This is a genomic window from Micromonospora sp. DT228, assembly GCF_049841595.1.
In the GTDB taxonomy this organism is placed as follows: domain Bacteria; phylum Actinomycetota; class Actinomycetes; order Mycobacteriales; family Micromonosporaceae; genus Micromonospora.
Genome location: NZ_JBNCKO010000002.1, coordinates 70,419 through 88,075, shown reverse-complemented (window position 1 = coordinate 88,075; position 17,657 = coordinate 70,419). Strand labels below are relative to the sequence as shown.

Annotated in this window: 11 protein-coding genes and 1 riboswitch; of the genes, 3 read left to right on the top strand and 8 right to left on the bottom strand. The window is 72.1% G+C overall.

The features are described from left to right. The first annotated feature begins 7 nt into the window (after positions 1-7). Entirely contained in the window at positions 8-3,277 is a 3,270-nt protein-coding gene (locus ACLQ29_RS03655) for a hypothetical protein (protein ID WP_425770208.1), read from the top strand. Positions 3,278-3,617: 340 nt separating this feature from the next. Here ACLQ29_RS03655 and thiC read toward each other — a convergent pair whose 3' ends face one another. From thiC to thiE, 7 genes are all read right to left on the bottom strand, one after another. Further along, positions 3,618-5,210, bottom strand: a complete 1,593-nt coding sequence (gene thiC / locus ACLQ29_RS03650; RefSeq protein ID WP_425770207.1) for a phosphomethylpyrimidine synthase ThiC — start codon at positions 5,208-5,210, stop codon at positions 3,618-3,620. Between the two features lie 17 nt (positions 5,211-5,227). Continuing rightward, positions 5,228-6,013 (bottom strand): bifunctional hydroxymethylpyrimidine kinase/phosphomethylpyrimidine kinase, encoded by a 786-nt coding sequence (gene thiD / locus ACLQ29_RS03645; RefSeq protein WP_425770206.1) that lies wholly within the window; start codon positions 6,011-6,013, stop codon positions 5,228-5,230. Next, entirely contained in the window at positions 6,010-6,714 is a 705-nt protein-coding gene (locus ACLQ29_RS03640; RefSeq protein WP_425770748.1) for a thiamine phosphate synthase, read from the bottom strand. The genes thiD and ACLQ29_RS03640 overlap by 4 nt, the downstream gene beginning before the upstream one ends. A gap of 89 nt (positions 6,715-6,803) precedes the next feature. Beyond that, positions 6,804-7,583 (bottom strand): thiazole synthase, encoded by a 780-nt coding sequence (locus ACLQ29_RS03635; RefSeq protein ID WP_425770205.1) that lies wholly within the window; start codon positions 7,581-7,583, stop codon positions 6,804-6,806. Continuing rightward, positions 7,580-7,780, bottom strand: a complete 201-nt coding sequence (thiS, locus tag ACLQ29_RS03630) for a sulfur carrier protein ThiS (protein WP_393370297.1) — start codon at positions 7,778-7,780, stop codon at positions 7,580-7,582. Before thiS ends, ACLQ29_RS03635 begins: the two co-directional genes overlap by 4 nt. Beyond that, a complete protein-coding gene (gene thiO / locus ACLQ29_RS03625) occupies positions 7,771-8,931 on the bottom strand; it encodes a glycine oxidase ThiO (protein WP_425770204.1) in 1,161 nt (386 codons plus the stop codon). Before thiO ends, thiS begins: the two co-directional genes overlap by 10 nt. Beyond that, positions 8,925-9,551 carry a thiamine phosphate synthase gene (thiE, locus tag ACLQ29_RS03620; protein ID WP_425770202.1) on the bottom strand — a complete coding sequence of 209 codons (627 nt, stop codon included), beginning with the start codon at positions 9,549-9,551 and terminating at the stop codon, positions 8,925-8,927. Before thiE ends, thiO begins: the two co-directional genes overlap by 7 nt. Beyond that, positions 9,546-9,655: riboswitch (TPP riboswitch) on the bottom strand. Its footprint overlaps the gene before it by 6 nt. 311 nt (positions 9,656-9,966) lie before the next feature. Between thiE and ACLQ29_RS03615 the strand changes: the two genes are divergently transcribed. Both ACLQ29_RS03615 and ACLQ29_RS03610 read left to right on the top strand, forming a co-directional pair. Then, a complete protein-coding gene (locus ACLQ29_RS03615) occupies positions 9,967-15,810 on the top strand; it encodes a ThuA domain-containing protein (protein WP_425770201.1) in 5,844 nt (1,947 codons plus the stop codon). Positions 15,811-15,882: 72 nt separating this feature from the next. Next, positions 15,883-16,422, top strand: coding sequence for a hypothetical protein (locus ACLQ29_RS03610; RefSeq protein ID WP_425770200.1), 540 nt, complete (start codon positions 15,883-15,885; stop codon positions 16,420-16,422). Positions 16,423-16,672: 250 nt separating this feature from the next. Here the strand turns inward: ACLQ29_RS03610 and ACLQ29_RS03605 are convergent, their stop codons facing one another. Beyond that, positions 16,673-17,635, bottom strand: a complete 963-nt coding sequence (locus ACLQ29_RS03605) for an aldo/keto reductase (protein WP_425770199.1) — start codon at positions 17,633-17,635, stop codon at positions 16,673-16,675. Positions 17,636-17,657 lie beyond the last annotated feature (22 nt).

Below are 17,657 nucleotides of genomic sequence, written 5' to 3'. Positions count from 1 at the left end.
GCCGGACATGGCCTTTCGGACCTGGGGCAGACTGCTGCTCACGGCGCTCGGGGTGAGCGTGCTGGCCGGGGCCGGCCAGCTCGGCGTCGCGTACGGTTTCGGCATCGTCCGGTTGACCGGCGCCTTCACCGGTACGACCGTCAACCAGTGGCCGGCCCAGCTCGTCTGGGTGGGCTGGTTCGCCGCGAACGCCGCCGTCGCCGGCGCTGTCCTGACCGGACGCCTCGCGCGCGGCGATGCTCCGCCGGCAAGCACCGGCCGGCAGCTGGCGATCGGCGGCGCGGCGGCGCTCGGCGCCACCGTCATCGCCCCGCTCTGCATGCAGCCCGCCCGCGCCGCGGAGCTGGTCTCCGTCGACCCGGTCTGGGCGGTGGGCATCTGCGCCGTACTGGGCGCGGTGATCGGAGCGGGCGCTGCGATCGCCGTGCTGCTCCGGCCCGAGCTGGGCTGGAACATGGCGGCCGTGGCCGGCGTGGTCTGGCTGTTGGCGCTGATCTCCGTCCTGCCGTCGCTCGGCACGACCGGCCCACTGCCGACCGTCCGGCTCGGTGTGCTGGAGCCGAGCTGGCTGAGCGACTCCACCGCACAGCGGCTGGCGCTGCTCCTACTGCCCACCGTGGCACTGCTGGCCGGGGCCGCGACCGCCGGGTTGGCGCGTTGGCGGGGGCAGGACCCCCTGATCAGCGGGGCGACCGGGGTGGCCGGTCCGGTGCTGGTGGCGTTCGCCTACCTGACCGCCGGCCCGGGCGACTCCGTGGACCGCTACCAGGTCACTCCGTACTACGGCTCGTTGATCGCGATCCTCGCCGGTGCGCTCGGCGCGGCCGCCGCCGCGCTGCTGCGCTGGCCGGCGGGCGCCCGCACCCCGGATTCGCAGGCGATCGAGCCCAGCGACATCCTGGACGCGCTTCCCACCGGCCCGGCCCTGCCCAACGCCGCGTCGCCGAGTACGGCGAACGATCCGGACGCCGCCGAGCGACCCGCCGCGCCCTCGGCCGGCCTTGAGCCCACCCGGTCGCCAGCCGGCGGCGATCTGAGCGGCGCCACCTCGGGTCCGCGCGCCGCAGGCGGCTCCGATGGCGTACGCACCGTGCCCGCCCACTGGGACTGGCCGGCGGACGCCACAAGCGGCCAGCACGGTGTGACCCCCGCCGCTCCGGCGACGTCCGCGGCCTGGCGGACCGATCCGACAGGTGAGTTCACCGCCGGGAGGCGGACGCCCCCGGCGAGCCGGGACGACGTCACCTCCCCGATGGCTACCGCCGCCACCAGCCCGACCGACGCCACCCCGACAGGTGTTCCCCCAGTCGATGGGCCGACCGCTGGCGCGGCGGGCACGAGCGGTGGGCGGTCCGGCGGACGCAGCACCCGCAAGGACACCGTCACCACCAGCCCGACCAGCACGGAAACGGCCGACGCGGGCGCGACGAGCACGGAACCAGCCGCCGTGAACCCCACCAGCATGGGAACAGCCGGCGCGAACGCCACCGACGCGAAGAGGGCCACCACCACGGACGGGACCAGCACCGGAAGCGCCGACACGGGCGCGGCCAGCACGGCAGCCGCCGACGCAGGAGCGGCCAGTACGGCGACCGCCGACGCGGGCGCGGCCAGCACCGTAACCGCCGACGCGAACAAGGGCAGGACGGCAACCGTCGACGCGGGCGCGACCGCCGTCGACGCGGGCGCGGCTGGCACGGCAACCGTCGACACGAGTGGGGCCGAGCCTGGCAGGGCCGATGCGCCGTTGACGGTCAAGCCGCGTCGAGCCCGTAAGGCGAAGGCCAGCCCGCTCGACGCCACCACCGATCCAGCCGACAGCACGTCGGGGTCGAAGGTCACCGACGAGCCGGCTGCCGGCGCTACCGAGCCCGACAGGGAGAGCCGGGACACCACGTCCGGCCCGGCCCCCGGGGCCACCCCGACCACCGCGACCCCGGCCGGGGCAGCGGCCCCGACCAGCAGGACCGGTCGGACGAGAACCCCCGTGACCCCGACAACCACAGGTCCGACCGGGGTGCCGGCTACTCCGGCCAGCGCCAAGGATGCGGCGGTCGATCCACCGCGTACCCCGGACGCCGTCAGCGCCGCTCCCACCGCGCGACCGGCCGGGGAGTCGGCTGCCGCCGGGGTTGGCGACACCACCAGCGCCCGGCCCACCAGCGCCCGGCCCGCCAGGGACAGTGCCGCCAGCGCGCCGACCGTCGGGGACAGTGTTCCCACCAGCGCGCGGACCGCCGGGGACGCCTCCGCCGCCGGTGCGCGGACCGTCGGGGACAGTGTTCCCACCAGCGCGCGGACCGCCGGGGACGCCTCCGCCGCCGGTGCGCCGACCGCTGGGGACGCTTCCGCCGCCGGTGCGCCGACCGCCGGGGACGGTGTTCCCGCCGCCAGCGCGTGGACCGTCGGGGGCGGTGCCGCCGCGAGTGACCCGGACGCGGTCCTCTGGACGCCAGCGCCGTCCGCCTGGACGGTCACACCGGCCTGGACGGTGCCGCCGCAGGCCTCCGAGTCGGGAGCCACGGCAGCGGAGCCGCCGACCGGGCCGGACGAGTCGACCGGGCAGACGCCGAAGCCCCGCCACCGGGTGCCGCTGCCGGATCTGAGCCGGGCCGGCACCTGGAACGCGTTCGACACCACCCGGCGTGCCGCCCCGACCGGGTCGCCGGACAGCTCGACCCGGCCGGCGACAACCGGGCCGATCGTGGCCAGCGAGTTGGCCGCTCCGACCAGACATCCGATCCCGGCCGAGCCGCCGGTCGCGCCGGGCAGGGCTGGGGCGCCCACCGGCACGGGCAACCCGACCACCACCGGCGAACGGACAAGCACCGGCGACCCGGTGAACACCGACGACCGGGCAAGGACCGGCAACCCGGCCAGCACCGCCGACTGGGCGAACACCGGCGAGCGGGCAAGGATCGGCAACCCGGCCAGCATCGGCGGGCAGGCGAACACCGACGACCGGGCAAGGAACGACGACCCCGCGAGCACCGACGACCCGGCCAGCACCGACGCGACACCGGCTGGGCCGACCTCCGCGAAGGTGGCCGAGCAGCCCTCCCGGCGCGGACGGCTCGGCGGTCTGTTCCGCCGCAACAGGTCCCGCAGCGACGAGAAGGGCACGGAGACGTCAGACGCGACGGAGGCCCTGCCGACCCAGGACGAGGAGTTCGTCGACTGGGTCGCTGGTCTGGGCAAGCCGGTGTTGGACAACGAGCCGGAACAGGAGAGCGGCCGACGCTCGCTCCGCTCCACCGGCCGGCACCACCGCGACTAACCGGCCAGCACCACCACCACCACCACGGCCGGCGGACCACCACGACGGCCGGCGGACCACCCGCCCGTCGATCATGAGGTTATTGCCGTCCATCTCGGCGCGTCCTGACAATAACTCCATGATCGACGGGCGGAGTCCGAAGATCCGCGCAAGAGCCGTCCGTTTTGGCCGTTGGGTCCGCTCCGCACTTGGGCCGCCGCGCCGCAGGAAAGTCGGTCTAGTGATGATCGACTCGGGTTCATGGAGGTCGGGGCATTCCGGTGCCCGGATACCGCGTTATCAATGAACTCGAGTGGATCATCTCGGGACGGCGGGTTCGCCGCTCTCGGTGCGGGTCAGGTCAGGCCAGCGGCAGGTAGACCCGACTGCCGCCGGTGACGAACTCCTCCGACTTGTCCTTCATGCCGCGTGCGGCGTACTCCTTGAGCTCCTGGGTGATCTTCATGGAGCAGAACTTCGGGCCACACATCGAGCAGAAGTGCGCCGTCTTCGCGGGCTCGGCAGGCAGCGTCGCGTCGTGGTACGAGCGCGCCGTCTCCGGGTCCAACGAGAGGTTGAACTGGTCCTCCCAGCGGAACTCGAACCGCGCCTTCGACAACGCGTCGTCCCAGTCCTGTGCGCCGGGGTGCCCCTTGGCCAGGTCCGCCGCGTGGGCCGCGATCTTGTACGCGATCACGCCCGCCTTCACGTCGTCCCGGTCCGGCAGGCCGAGGTGCTCCTTCGGCGTGACGTAGCAGAGCATCGCGGTGCCGAACATGCCGATCATCGCGGCGCCGATCGCCGAGGTGATGTGGTCGTACGCCGGTGCGATGTCGGTGGTCAGCGGGCCGAGCGTGTAGAAGGGCGCCTCGTGGCACCACTCCTGCTGAAGGTCCACGTTCTCCTTGATCTTGTGCATGGGTACGTGACCGGGACCCTCGATCATCACCTGCACGTCGTGCTCCCAGGCGATCTTCGTCAGCTCGCCGAGGGTGCGCAGCTCGGCGAACTGCGCCGCGTCGTTGGCGTCGGCGATCGAACCGGGACGCAGCCCGTCGCCGAGGGAGAACGTCACGTCGTAGCGGGCGAGCAGCGCACACAGCTCCGCGAAGTTGGTGTAGAGGAAGTTCTCCTCGTGGTGCGCCAGGCACCACGCCGCCATGATCGAGCCGCCCCGGGAGACGATCCCGGTGACCCGATCCACGGCCAGCGGCACGTACGGCAACAGCACCCCGGCGTGCACAGTCATGTAGTCCACGCCCTGCTCGGCCTGCTCGATAACGGTCTCCCGGAACACCTCCCAGCTCAACTTCACCGGGTCGCCGCCGACCTTCTCCAACGCCTGGTAGATCGGCACCGTCCCGATCGGCACCGGCGAGTTCCGCACGATCGCCTCGCGGGTCTCGTGGATCCGCTTCCCGGTGGACAGGTCCATCACGGTGTCCGCGCCCCAGCGGGTGGCCCAGGTGAGCTTCTCCACCTCCTCGGCGACCGACGAGCTGACCGCCGAGGTGCCGATGTTGGCGTTCACCTTGACCAGGAACGCCTTACCGATGATCGCCGGCTCGCACTCCGGGTGGTTCACGTTGAGGGGCAACACCGCCCGACCTGCGGCGATCTCGGCCCGGACCAGTTCCGGGTCGACGTTCTCCCGGATCGCCACGAACTCCATCTCCGGCGTCACCACACCGGCCCTCGCGTACGCGAGCTGCGTCGGCCGGCGACCCTCCGCTCCGGCGAGCGGCGTACCCGCGCCCCGCACCGGCGCCACGTCACCCCGCTCGGCGATCCACGGTCCGCGCATCGCGGGCAGCCCCACCTCCGGGTCCGACCCCGGGCCGGACGTGTCGTAGAGCCGCACCGGTGGTAGGTCCCCGGTCAGCCCCACCTCCGCGAACGGCACCCGGACATCGGGTCGTGAACCCTCGACGTACACCTTGCCTCGTGCCTGCATGACAGCCTCCCTGGTGATCAAGCGGACCAACCGAAGTGGTCCAGCGGTCCACGCCCCGCGCCCAGCTCCCAACCCCGTGCGCCGGTCAGCGCACGGAGCACGTACTCCTTCGCGGCCCCCACCGCCGCCGGCACCGGATCGCCGAACGCGAGCCGCACGGCGATCGCCGCCGAGAACGAACACCCGGTGCCGTGGGTGTGCCGGGTGTCCACCCGGGGGGCGCGCAGCAGGGTGGTCTCGCCGCCGCCGTGCAACACGTCGACCGCCTCGCCGCCGTCCAGGTCACCGCCGGTGACCACGACGTACTCCGGGCCGCCGGCCCCGAGGGCCTCGGCGGCCACGACCATCCCGGCCACGTCGTCCACTCCGCGTCCGGTGATGGCCGCGGCCTCCGCGCAGTTCGGTGTCGCCACCCGGGCGTACGGCAGCAGCCGCTCCACCGCACCCACCACGCCGAGCCGGTGTCCACTCGTGGCGACCAGCACCGGGTCGACGACGAGCTGCGGCAGCCGGCCGTCCCGGGCGGCCTCGGCTACCGCGTCGGCGACCGCCTCGGTGCCGAGCATCCCCGTCTTGACCGCACGCACGCTGAAATCCGTGAGTACGCTGTCCAACTGCTCGACGACCGTGCGCGGCGGCAGCGGCAGCACGGCGTCGACACCCCTGGTGTTCTGCGCGGTGACCGCGGTGAGGACGCTCGTGCCGTACGCGCCGAGCGCCGCGAAGACCTTGAGGTCGGCCTGGATGCCCGCGCCACCACCGGAGTCCGAGCCGGCGATGGTGAGGATGGTGTGGGGGGTCACTTCTCCTCCTTGGTTGCGGTTGGGGGTTGGTTGTCTGTGGTTGCGGTTGAGGGCTGCGGCGTGGAGACCTTGGTGACCCCGCGCCGGGTTTGGGTCAGCTCTGGGGTGACCGCCTCGACATAAGCGCTGGCCAAAATCGCGGCTGTCTCGGTTGGGTCTTTGGCTCGCATCAGTGCGCCCAGGACTGCTACTCCGACGGCTCCTGCTTGGACGCAGGCGGTTACCTGGTCCGGCGTTTCCACTCCGCCGAGGGCCAGCAGGGGCACCGGGCTGGCGCGCACCAGACTGCCCAGCCCCGCAATGTCCAGGGGTGGGCCGTAGCCGGGCTTCGTCTTGGTGGGGTGGATTGGGGAGACGGTGGCGTAGTGCTCGGTGGTCAGGCGGTTCAGCTCGGTTTCGTCATGGCAGGAGCGGCCGACCAGGCGGTGGGTCGGCGGCGGGTACGGGCCGGCCGCCGGCAGGTGGACGGCGTCGCCGCCGAGCGGGTCGGGACCGGCCACGACGAGGGTTCCGCCGACGTCGGCGAGGATCGCGCGCAGGGCGACGGCGAGGGCGGCGCGCTCGACGCGGGGCAGGTCCTTCTCCCGCAGCACCACCCACCGCACTCCCCCAGCCACAGCACCCGCGACAACCCGCTCGAGCCCGCCGCGAGCGACAAGCCGATCGGTAAGAACGACAACCCCAGACGGCACGGTCCTCAACGAGATCTTGGAAGGAATGGGCCCCTCCAGGAGCGGTTTGCTTCCAAGATCTGCCGGCGGCGGCGCGCCTCCCGGCGGCAGCGGCCCGGTCACAGGTCGGGTCTTCCCTCGTCGGGGGTGGAGGCGAGCGCGTGGAAGCGGCGCTCGATCCGGCCCGCGCCGGCCGCCAGATGCCCCGCCTCGACCGCGTACCGCATCGCGGTGGCCATCGCCACCGGGTCCGCGGCCCGGGTCACCGCGCTGGCCAGCAGCACACCGTCGCAGCCCAACTCCATGGCCAGGGCCGCGTCGGAGGCGGTGCCGATGCCGGCGTCGAGGATCACCGGCACGTCGACGCCCTGCCGGATGAGCCGGATGTGGTGCGGGTTGGCGACGCCGAGCCCCGAACCGATCGGGGAGCCGGCCGGCATCACCGCGGCACAACCCACGTCGGCGAGTCGGCGGGCGAGCACCGGGTCGTCGCTCGTGTACGGCAGCACGGTGAAGCCGTCGGCGACCAGCTCCTCGGCGGCGCGGAGCAACTCCACCCCGTCGGGCAGCAGGGTCCGCTCGTCGCCGATCACCTCCAGCTTGACCCAGTCGGTGTCGAACGCGTCCCGGGCCAGCCGGGCCACCTTCACCGCCTCGGTCGCGGTGTGGCAGCCGGCGGTGTTGGGCAGCAGCCGTACCCCGCAGCGGTCCAGCAGGTCCAGCAGCCCGCCAGCCGTGCCCGGGGCGGTGTCCACCCGGCGCAGGGCCAGGGTGACCAACTCGGTGCCGGACGCCCGGATCGCCTGCTCCAGCACGTGCAGGTTGGCGGCACCACCGGTGCCGAGGATCAGTCGCGAGGTGAACGTCCGCCCACCCAGCTCGAACGACACGTTCCTCACCCGCCCTGCGCCGCGGTGAGCACCTCGACACGGTCCCCGTCGCGCAGCGCCGTGGTCGCCCAGCCCGCCCGGGGCACCACCTCGCCGTTGACGGCGACGGCCACCCCACGCGGTTGCGGGGCGACGGCACCGACCAGGTCGGCCACGGACATCTCACCCGGGACGCTTCGTCCGGCCCCGTTGACAGTCAACTCCACTGGTCCCCCTTCATCGTCGGTTCGGGCCCGCCACCGGCAGCCGCACCGGCGAACCGGTCCGGCCGGAAGGACGCGAGCAGCGGATCGGGTACGCCTGTGCACACCAGGTCGGCGATCAGGTCGGCGGTGACCGGGGTGAGCACGATGCCGTGCCGGTGGTGACCGGTGGCGGCCAGCACGTCCGGCCGGTCGGGCAGCGGCCCGAGGATCGGCGCGTTGTCCGGGGTTCCTGGGCGCAGCCCGGCGACCGCCTCGACCAGGTCGTACTCGGCCAGCTCGGGCAGCAGGTCGACGCCGGCGCGGAGCAGGCGTTGCACCGCGCCGGCGGTGACAGTGGTGTCCGACAGTTCCTCGACCGTCGCGCCGAGCACGACCTCGCCGTCGGGTCGGGGCACCAGGTAGACGGGTTCACCGTCGGCGTACCCCCGGATCACGTGCCGGAAGCCCGGCGCGACGCCGCCGGGCGCGCGGAGCCGGAGGATCTGGCCCTTCACCGGCCGCACGGGCAGGCCGGTGAGCGCGGCGGCCCCGCAGCCGGCGGCGACCACAGTGATTCGCGCGTCCACGTCGGACAGATTCGCGACGGCCTGCGGCACCAGCACCGCGCCGGCCCGCCGCGCGGCCGTGCGCAGCGCCGGCACCAGCAGTCGGGGGTCGACCTGGTGGTCGGTGGGCGCGAGCGCGCCGCCGCGCACCCGCGGGGCGAGCGCCGGCTCGCGGTCGCGCAGCTCGCTGGGGCGCAGCGGGGTCACCGGCAGACCCAACCCCTGCTGGTACGCCCAGAGCCGACGCGCCTCGGCCAGGTCGTCGGCGGTCAACCCGATCAGCAGGGTGCCCTCGGTCCGGTAGCCGATGTCGGCGCCTGCCGCTTCGGCCAGCTCGTCGGCGAACGTGGGCCAGCGGGCGGCGGACGCCAGCAGCAGCTCGGTCAGCCGGTGCTCACCGAAGTACGCCTCGGCGACCGGGGCGAGCATGCCGGCGGCCACCGCCGACGCCCCCGAGCCGGGCGCCGGATCGTGCACCACCACCCGCAGCCCCCGGGCGGCGCAGCGCCAGGCGATCGCCAGCCCGATCGGCCCGGCACCGACCACCGCCACGTCCGGCCGGGCCCGGTCGTTCGATGACGCCGACTCCGACCGGCCGGTCAGCACGTCAGGGCCTCGACCAGCGTGGCGGTCGCCCGCGCCGGGTCGGCGGCGGCCGACACCGCCCCGACCACCGCCACCCCGTACGCCCCGGCGGCCCGCAGCTCCGGCACCCGGGCTGCGGTCACGCCACCGATCGCGATGACCGGCGCGTCGACGGCGTCGGCCACGGCGCGGACCCCGGCCGGCCCGATCGGGTCCGGCAGGCCGGACTTGGTGCTGGTCGGGTGGCAGGGGCCGACGCCCAGGTAGTCGGCTCCCGCCGCGACGGCCTCGATCGCTGTCTCCGGTGCGCGGGCTGTTGCTCCCAGCACGCCGGTGGGGCCGAGCACCCGACGGGCGGCGGCGACCGGGAGGTCGTGTGCTCCGATGTGCCCGCCGGCCGCTCCCACCGCAAGCGCCACGTGCAGCCGGTCGTTGACCAGGCAGGTCGCGTCGTACGACACGCAGAGCGCCAACACCCGCCGGGCCAGGTCGTACGCCTCGCGGTCGGTGGCGGAGTCCTCGACCCGGACCTGCACCACCAGGTCGGCGCGGGCCACCGCGAGGGCAGCCCGGACCACGGTGAGCGGGTCCCGACCGGGTCGGGTGTCGGTGATCAGATGCAGTCGCCCCAGGGACGGCACGGCAACTCTCCTCCCTGCGCCGGCATTATCCGGATCAGGTTCGACGGTCGGGGGCTGTCAGCCCCCCTCTCAGCCCGGTACACCGGGCTCCCGTGGGTTACTTGCGTGTCACCGTACGACAGATCCGTCGGTCTGCCAAGGCGAGGTTCGGCGGCGGCCGGTGGGCCGGAACGCACCAAATCGAGCTAGATCTGTGTGGCGGTTCATGCGGTCCTGTTCGGAATGTCGCCTGCCGTTGCAGAACCGTTACCCGCTCGCATCTTGCCGGACATCGAGCCAGTCGAATTAATTTGTTTAGCGATTCGACAAAATGTCGGTGGGGGCACCTTGGCACGGTGTGACCACCGGCTCCATCAGGGACGGCCTTCGGCGTGCCGACTCCCGCGATCTCCGTCACTACGACACAGGAGGCGGCGTGTCCCGTTCTCGTCGTGCCCGCGTACCAATCACCGCAACCCTCATCTCCCTGGCCCTCGCCTCGACGACCCTGTTCAGCACGCCCGCGCAGGCAGCGCCGGCCGCCGCACAGGTCCCCCCACGGGAGGCAGCGGCCGGAACCCCGGTCACCCAGGTGGCGCCGAAGGCGCCCCAGCAGGCCGCCGACGATCCCTTCTCGGTCCTGGTCTTCTCCAAGACCGCCGGCTTCCGGCACGACTCCATCCCCACCGGTGTCGCCGCCATCCAACAGCTCGGCGCCACAAACGGTTTCACCGTGGACACCTCCGAGGACGGCGCCGCGTTCAGCGACACCAACCTCGCGAAGTACAAGGCCGTGATCTGGCTCTCCACCACAGGTGACGTCCTCAACGCCGAGCAGCAGGCGGCGTTCGAGCGCTACGTGAAGGCCGGCGGCGGTTACGTCGGCATCCACGCCGCGTCGGACACCGAGTACAGCTGGGCCTGGTACGGCGACCTGGTCGGCGCGTACTTCGCCAACCACCCGCAGAACCAGCAGGCCACGGTCAAGGTGGAGGACCACGCCCACCCGTCCACCGCCGAACTGCCGGACCGCTGGTCCCGGTTCGACGAGTGGTACAACTTCCAGACCAACCCGCGGCCGGACGTGCACGTGCTGGCCAGCCTGGACGAGAAGAGCTACACCCCGGGCGCGGGCGCGATGGGCGCCGACCACCCGACCTCCTGGTGTCAGGACTTCGACGGCGGTCGCTCCTGGTACACCGGCGGTGGGCACACCCGGGAGTCGTACGCCGAGCCCGAGTTCCTGTCCCACCTGCTCGGCGGCATCCGGACCGCGGCCGGTGTCGAGGACGCCGACTGCGGCGCCACGAAGACCTCGAACTTCGAGAAGGTCTCCCTGGACAGCAACACCAGCAACCCGATGGAGCTGGACATCGCCGGAGACGGGCGGGTCTTCTACATCGAGCGCGACGGTCGGGTGCAGATCATCAAGCCGGACACCGGCAACACCGTCACCGCCGTCGACCTGGACGTCTTCACCGGCAACGAGGACGGCCTGATCGGCATCCGGCTCGACCCGGACTTCGCCACGAACAAGTGGGTGTATCTCTACTACGCCCCGAACGACAACGTCACGCGCAACCTGCTGTCCCGGTTCACGGTGACCGGCGACACCATCGACCTGGCCAGCGAGAAGCAGGTCCTGCGGGTCGACACGCAGCGCAACACCTGCTGCCACGCCGGTGGCAGCATGACGTTCGACAGCGCCGGCAACCTCTACCTGGCCACCGGTGACAACACCAACCCGTTCGAGTCGAACGCGTACTCGCCGCTCGACGAGCGACCGGGCCGCCAGGACTACGACTCGCAGCGCACGTCGGCGAACACCAACGACCTGCGCGGCAAGGTGATCCGGATCCACCCGGAGGACGACGGGACGTACACCGTTCCGACGGGCAACCTCTTCGCTGCGGGCACCGAGAAGACCCGTCCCGAGATCTACGCGATGGGCTTCCGCAACCCGTTCCGGATCGGCACCGACCCGAAGACCGACACGCTGTACGTCGGGGACTACGGGCCGGACGCCAACGCGAACAACCCGGACCGGGGCCCCCGCGGTCTGGTCGAGTGGAACATCGTGACCCCCGGCAACTACGGCTGGCCGTACTGCACGGGGACGAACGAGGCCTACAACGACTACACGTTCCCGTCCGGCCCGAGCGGCGCGAAGTTCGACTGCGCCGCGCCGGTGAACAACTCGCCGAACAACACCGGCCTGACAAACCTCCCACCTGTCGTCCCGGCCACCGTCGACTACGGCTACGCCGGTGACGCGCGGTACCCGGAGATCGGTGGCGGTGGCGCGCCGATGGGCGGCCCGGCCTACCGGTACGACGCCAACCTCAACTCCACCCGCAAGTGGCCGGCGTACTACGACGGCAAGGCGCTGCTCGGCGAGTGGAACCAGAACAAGATGTACACGATGCAGGTGACCGCCGACGGCAAGTCGCTTGTGGACATCAACCAGTTGCTCACCGGGATGAGCATGATCCGGCCGATGGACTTCGAGTTCGGCCCGGACGGCGCGCTGTACCTGATCGAGTGGGGCAGCGGCTTCGGCGGCAACAACGACAACTCCGGCATCTACCGGATCGACTACACCGCCGGTGACCGCGCGCCGATCGCGGCGGCGTCCGCCAGCCCCACCTCGGGTCCGGCGCCACTGGCTGTCACCTTCTCCAGCGCCGGCTCCCGGGACCCGGACGGTGGCGCGCTCACCTACGCCTGGGCCTTCGGTGACGGGCAGACCTCGACCGAGGCGAACCCGACACACACCTACGCGACGGCGGGCAACTACACCGCCCAGCTCACCGTGACCAACCCGAAGGGCCGTACCGCGGTGGCCAACGTGCCGGTCACCGTGGGCAACACCGCACCGACGGTGAGCATCGAGTTCCCGCCGGACGGTGGCTTCTTCAACTGGGGCGACCAGGTCAAGTACACGATCAAGGTGACCGACCCCGAAGACGGGGAGATCGACTGCGCCAAGGTGAACCTCCAGGTGCTGCTCGGTCACGACGAGCACGCCCACCCGCTGGAGCAGCACACGGGCTGCACCGGCACCGTCCAGACGTCGCTCGCCTCCGGGCACGGCGCCGAGGCGAACGTCTTCGCGGTCTTCGAGGCCACCTACACCGACGAGGGTGGTGCCGGCGGCGCCGGTGCGCTCACCGGTCGGCAGATCGAGATCCTGCAGCCCAAGCAGAAGCAGGCCGAGTACTTCACCGCCACCGGGCGGACGCCGGTGAGCACCGGCGGCGGAGACGCCGGCGTGCAGCGTGAGGCCGGGGCCGACACCGCGGGTGGCGGCCAGAGCATCGCGTTCATCGAGGACGGTGACTGGTGGTCGGTCGCTCCGGCGGACCTGACAAACATCACCGAGATCCGGTTCCGGGCCGCCTCGGCCGCCGCAGGCGGTCGGATCGAGGTCCACGCGGGTGCTGTCGACGGACCGGTGGTCGCCACGGCAGTCGTGCCGTCGACCGGTGCGTGGCAGACGTACACGGACGTGAGCGCGCCGGTCACCGGTGCCGCGAGCGGCTCGCTGTTCTTCGTGGCCCGCGATCCGAACGGCGGAACGGGTTCGCTGTTCAACGTCAACTGGATGGACTTCGTCGGCCGCGGTGTCACCGAGAACGCGCCGCCCGCGGTCAGTGCCACGGCCACCCCGGCCACCGGCACCGCGCCGGTCACCGTCGCCTTCGACGGCACGGCCACCGACGCCGAGGGCAACACCCCGCTGACGTACGCCTGGGACTTCGGTGACGGCGGCTCGGCGACCACCCTGGACGCCAGCCACACCTACACCAACCCGGGCACCTTCACGGCCACCCTCACGGTGACCGACAGCTTGGGCGCCAAGGCGTACGCCACGGTGCCGGTGCGGGTGGACGCTCCGGACACGTCCTGCTTCGGGGCGCGCTCGGACGACTTCAACGGCAACAGCCTCGACAAGGCCCGCTGGACCAGCGTGATCCGGGAGAACCAGCTCTACTCGCAGAGTGGCGGCGCGCTGCGGCTGCCCACCGGCGTGGGTGACCTCTACGGGGCTCGCAACGACGCCACGAACCTGGTGCTCCAGGCGGCGCCGACCGGCGCCTGGGAGATGACCACGAAGGTCACCCTCCCGGTGACGGCCAACTACCAGCAGGCCGGCCTGCTGGTGTACGGCGACGACGACAACTACGCCAAGGTCGACCTGCTCTACAACGGCAGCCGGCGGGTGGAGTTCATCCGGGAGGCGGCCGCCACGCCGCGCAACGAGGCCGCCGACGCCACAAACGCACCGGCGGGTGACACCGTGTACCTGCGGATCACCAGCGACGGGACGAACCTGACCGCGTCCGCCTCGGGCGACGGGCAGACCTTCACCCCGGTCGGCCGTTCGGCCGCGCTCGCCGGCATCACCAACCCGCGGATCGGGGTCTTCGCCCTCAACGGAGGCACCGAGGCGCCGGTTGTCGACGCCGCGTTCGACTCGTTCCAGGTCACGCCGGACGCTCCGGCCGGCCCGGTCGACCCGTCGGACGAGTTCACCGGCAGCTCGCTGGACAAGTGCCGGTGGGACGCCATCACGCGGGAGGACCCGGCCGGTTACCGGGTCGCCGATGGCGCGCTGCGGATCGACGTGCCCAACGGTGACATCTACGGCACCGACAACACCGGGCCGAAGAACTTCATCCTCCAGACCGCGCCGTCCGGCGACTGGACCCTGGAGACGAAGGTCGACGGCAGCCTGCTGAACGAGCAGTACCAGCAGGCCGGTCTGCTCGTGCAGGCGGACGACGACAACTACATCAAGTTCGACTTCATCGCGGACAACCAGGCCGGCCAGGCGGTGACGCGGCGGATCGAGTTCCGCAGCGAGGTCGCCGGGGTGGTGCAGAACCCGCAGCCCGAGGCCACCAGCCTGACCTCGGCGGTGTGGCACCTGCGGCTGGCCCGCACGGGCGACACGTTCACCGCGTCGTACTCGGCCGACGGGACGACCTGGACCGCGTTGGAGGCACTTACCAACAGCGCGGTCGGGGCCACCCCGAAGGTCGGGCTGTTCACCCTCGGCGCCAACCAGACGGCGTCGAAGACCGCCTCGTTCGACTACTTCCGGCTCAGCACGGAGGTGGCCGACGAGACCGCGCCGGTCACCACCGCGGCGGTTTCCGGCACCCCGACCGACGGGTGGTACACCGGGCCGGTGACGGTCACGCTCACCGGCGCCGACGAGGCTGGCGGTAGCGGTCTCGCCGGTACGGAGTACCAGCTGGACGGGGCGACCGCCTGGACGGCGTACACCGCACCCGTGGCCATCAGCGGTGACGGCGAGCACACCCTGCGGTTCCGCTCGACCGACAAGGCCGGCAACGTGGAGGAGACGAAGACCGTCTCCGCCAAGATCGACGCCACCGCGCCGGTGACCACTGCGACGTTCGCTCCGGCGAACGACGCCGGCTGGCACAACGGGACGATCCCGGTCGTGCTGACCTCGACCGACGCCGGTTCCGGCGTGAAGACGGTGGAGTGGTCGCTGGACGGTGGCACCTGGACGCCGTACACGACGCCGGTCGAGGTGACCGGTGACGGGCAGCACGAGCTGTTGTTCCGCTCGACCGACAAGGCGGGCAACGTCGAGACGCTCAAGTCGGCGGTGCTGCGCATCGACGGCACCAAGCCGACGCTGCTGGTGTCCGGGATCGCCGACGGCCAGCTCTACGGAGACAGCCAGGACGTTCGGGTGTCCTGGCAGGCCGTCGACCCGACCTCGGGCATCGCGACCGTGGTCGGCACGTTGGACGGCCAGGCGTACACCAGCGGCACCCTGCAGGCCATGTACGAGCTGCCGCTCGGCCTGCACGAGCTGACCGTGACCGCGACCGACAAGGCGGGCAACCAGACCACCTCGACGGTCCGGTTCTTCGTCACCACCTCGTTCCGGGACATGCAGAACCTGCTGGACCGGTTCAAGGCGACGGGTCGACTGTCGGCCAAGGCGCACAAGCAGTTGACGGCGAAGCTCGACGCGGCCCGTCAGGCCGAGGCGGCCGGCAACGACAACAAGGCGATCAAGCAGTTGACCGCGTTCCGCACGCTCGCCGCCGACGCCACCCTGGTGGCCGAGGCGGAGGTCCGGGACGTCCTCGTCCGGGACACCGACGCGATGATCGTTCGTCTCGGCGGCGCGGCCAGCAAGGCCGGCGTCAAGGCGAACGACGGCGAACCGGTCAAGGGCACCGGGCGGCTCGGTGGCGATGCCACCCGGCTGGCACCTGGTCGCCAGCTCTGATCCGACGAGGCCCCTCCCCGACGCTTCGGCGTCGGGGAGGGGCCTCCCTCATTCGTAGTCGAGGAGATGTCCGTGACGGTTATCCGCAAGGTGTTGGCCGCCGTGTTCGCCGGCCTGGCCCTGACCCTGCTCTCCGCCGCCCCGGCGGCCGCCCGGGCCGACAAACTCAAGCTGACGGTGGCCGGCGACGGGGCGGAGGGAGTCACCATCCAGGCCACCTACACCGATGGTCGGCGGCTGGACCGGGTGGTGCGCCTGGTGCTCACCGCCATCGGCCCGGACGGGCAGAAGGTCGGGCCGGTGCAGTTGGAGCCGCAGCCCGAGGGGCAGGGCTTCTACAGCAGCGGGCCGGTGCTCAGCGCCGGCACCTGGAAGGTGCAGGTGGACTCCCCCGCTCCCCTGCCGGGCAAGGCCACCGCCACGGTGCAGGCCCGTGCCGCGCAGTCTCCGCCGGCACCCAAGCCGGTGGCGGTCAACAAGCCGGCCGACGGCGGTGGCGGGGCGGGTGCCGGCTGGTGGCCGTTCGCGGCGGCCGGCCTCGTGCTGGTCGCCGCGGCGATGGGGGCGGCCATGCTGTTCGGCCGCCGCCGCGCCAACACGCCGAACGACTGACCGACGAACACACCAGCGCCACAACCGGGCCGGGCCGCGACAAGCGGCCCGGCCCGTCGCGGTCCAAGCGGCCCGTGATCGACTCGGCCTGAGCGGCCCGTCGGCGCCCAAGCGGCCCGTGATCGACTCGGTTTCTTTGAAGTCGGGCCTTCCAAGGCCGCAGGTCACCCCGACTTCAAAGAACGCGAGTGGATCACGAGCGGCGCACGCGTCCCTCCCGGATCAGGCCAGCGCGTGCGCCGCACCTCGGTCAGAGGATGGCGCGCAGCGCCGCCAGGTCCTCGTCGCTCGGCTCCCAGGTGCCGGCGGCGGCGTTGGCGCGTACCTGCTCGGGCGTGGTGGCACCGGCGATCACCGAGGTCACCGCCGGCTGGGCGGCCAGCCCACCGATCGCCACCTGGAGCATGCTCAGACCTCGCTCGGCCGCGTACGCCTCGATCGCCTCGATGGTGTCCCAGTCGGCCGCGGCGAGCCGCTCCGCGTACCGGCCACCGCCGGACAGCCGACTGCCGGCCGGCGGCTGACCCGAGCGCTTGTACTTGCCGGTGAGCAGCCCGTTGGCGAGTGGGAAGAACGGCAGCATGCCGAGGCCGAACCGCTCGCAGGCCGGAATGATCTCGGTCTCCACCGAGCGCTCCAGCAGGCTGTAGTGGTTCTGCGCGCTGATGAAGCGGGCCCGGCCGTTGGACGAGGCGACCCAGTCCGCGTCGGCGATCTGCCAGCCGGCGAAGTTGGAGTTGCCCAGGTAGCGCACCTTGCCGTCGCGGACCAGATCGTCCAGGGCGGCGAGGGTCTCGTCGATCGGGGTGCCCGGGTCGGGCTCGTGCATCTGGTAGAGGTCGATGTGGTCGGTGCCGAGCCGGCGCAGCGACGCCTCCACCGCGCGGGCGATGTAGCGCCGCGAACCGCGGGCCCCGAAGTCCGGCCCGTTGAGGCCGTTCATATCCATGCCGAACTTGGTGGCCACCACCACGTCGTCGCGGCGTCCCTTGAGGGCCTGCCCGAGCAGTTCCTCGGAGCCGCCCTGCGGCTCGCCGTAGATGTCGGCGGTGTCGAACAGGGTGATCCCGGCATCCAGGGCGGCGTCCACCACGGCGCGCGTGCCGTCGAGGTCGAGCTTCCGGCCGAAGTTGTTGCAGCCGATGCCGACCACGGACACCACGAGCCCGGAGTCGCCCAGCCGGCGATAGGTCATCTCAGTCACGCGATCCACCCTATGCCGGCCGGACGCCGCC

Coding starts and splice junctions, on each gene's coding strand:
- ACLQ29_RS03655 (WP_425770208.1), top strand. CDS start 8: ATGGCCTTTCGGACCTGGGGCAGACTGCTGCTCACGGCGCTCGGGGTG.
- thiC (WP_425770207.1), bottom strand. CDS start 5,210: ATGCAGGCACGAGGCAAGGTGTACGTCGAGGGTTCACGACCCGATGTC.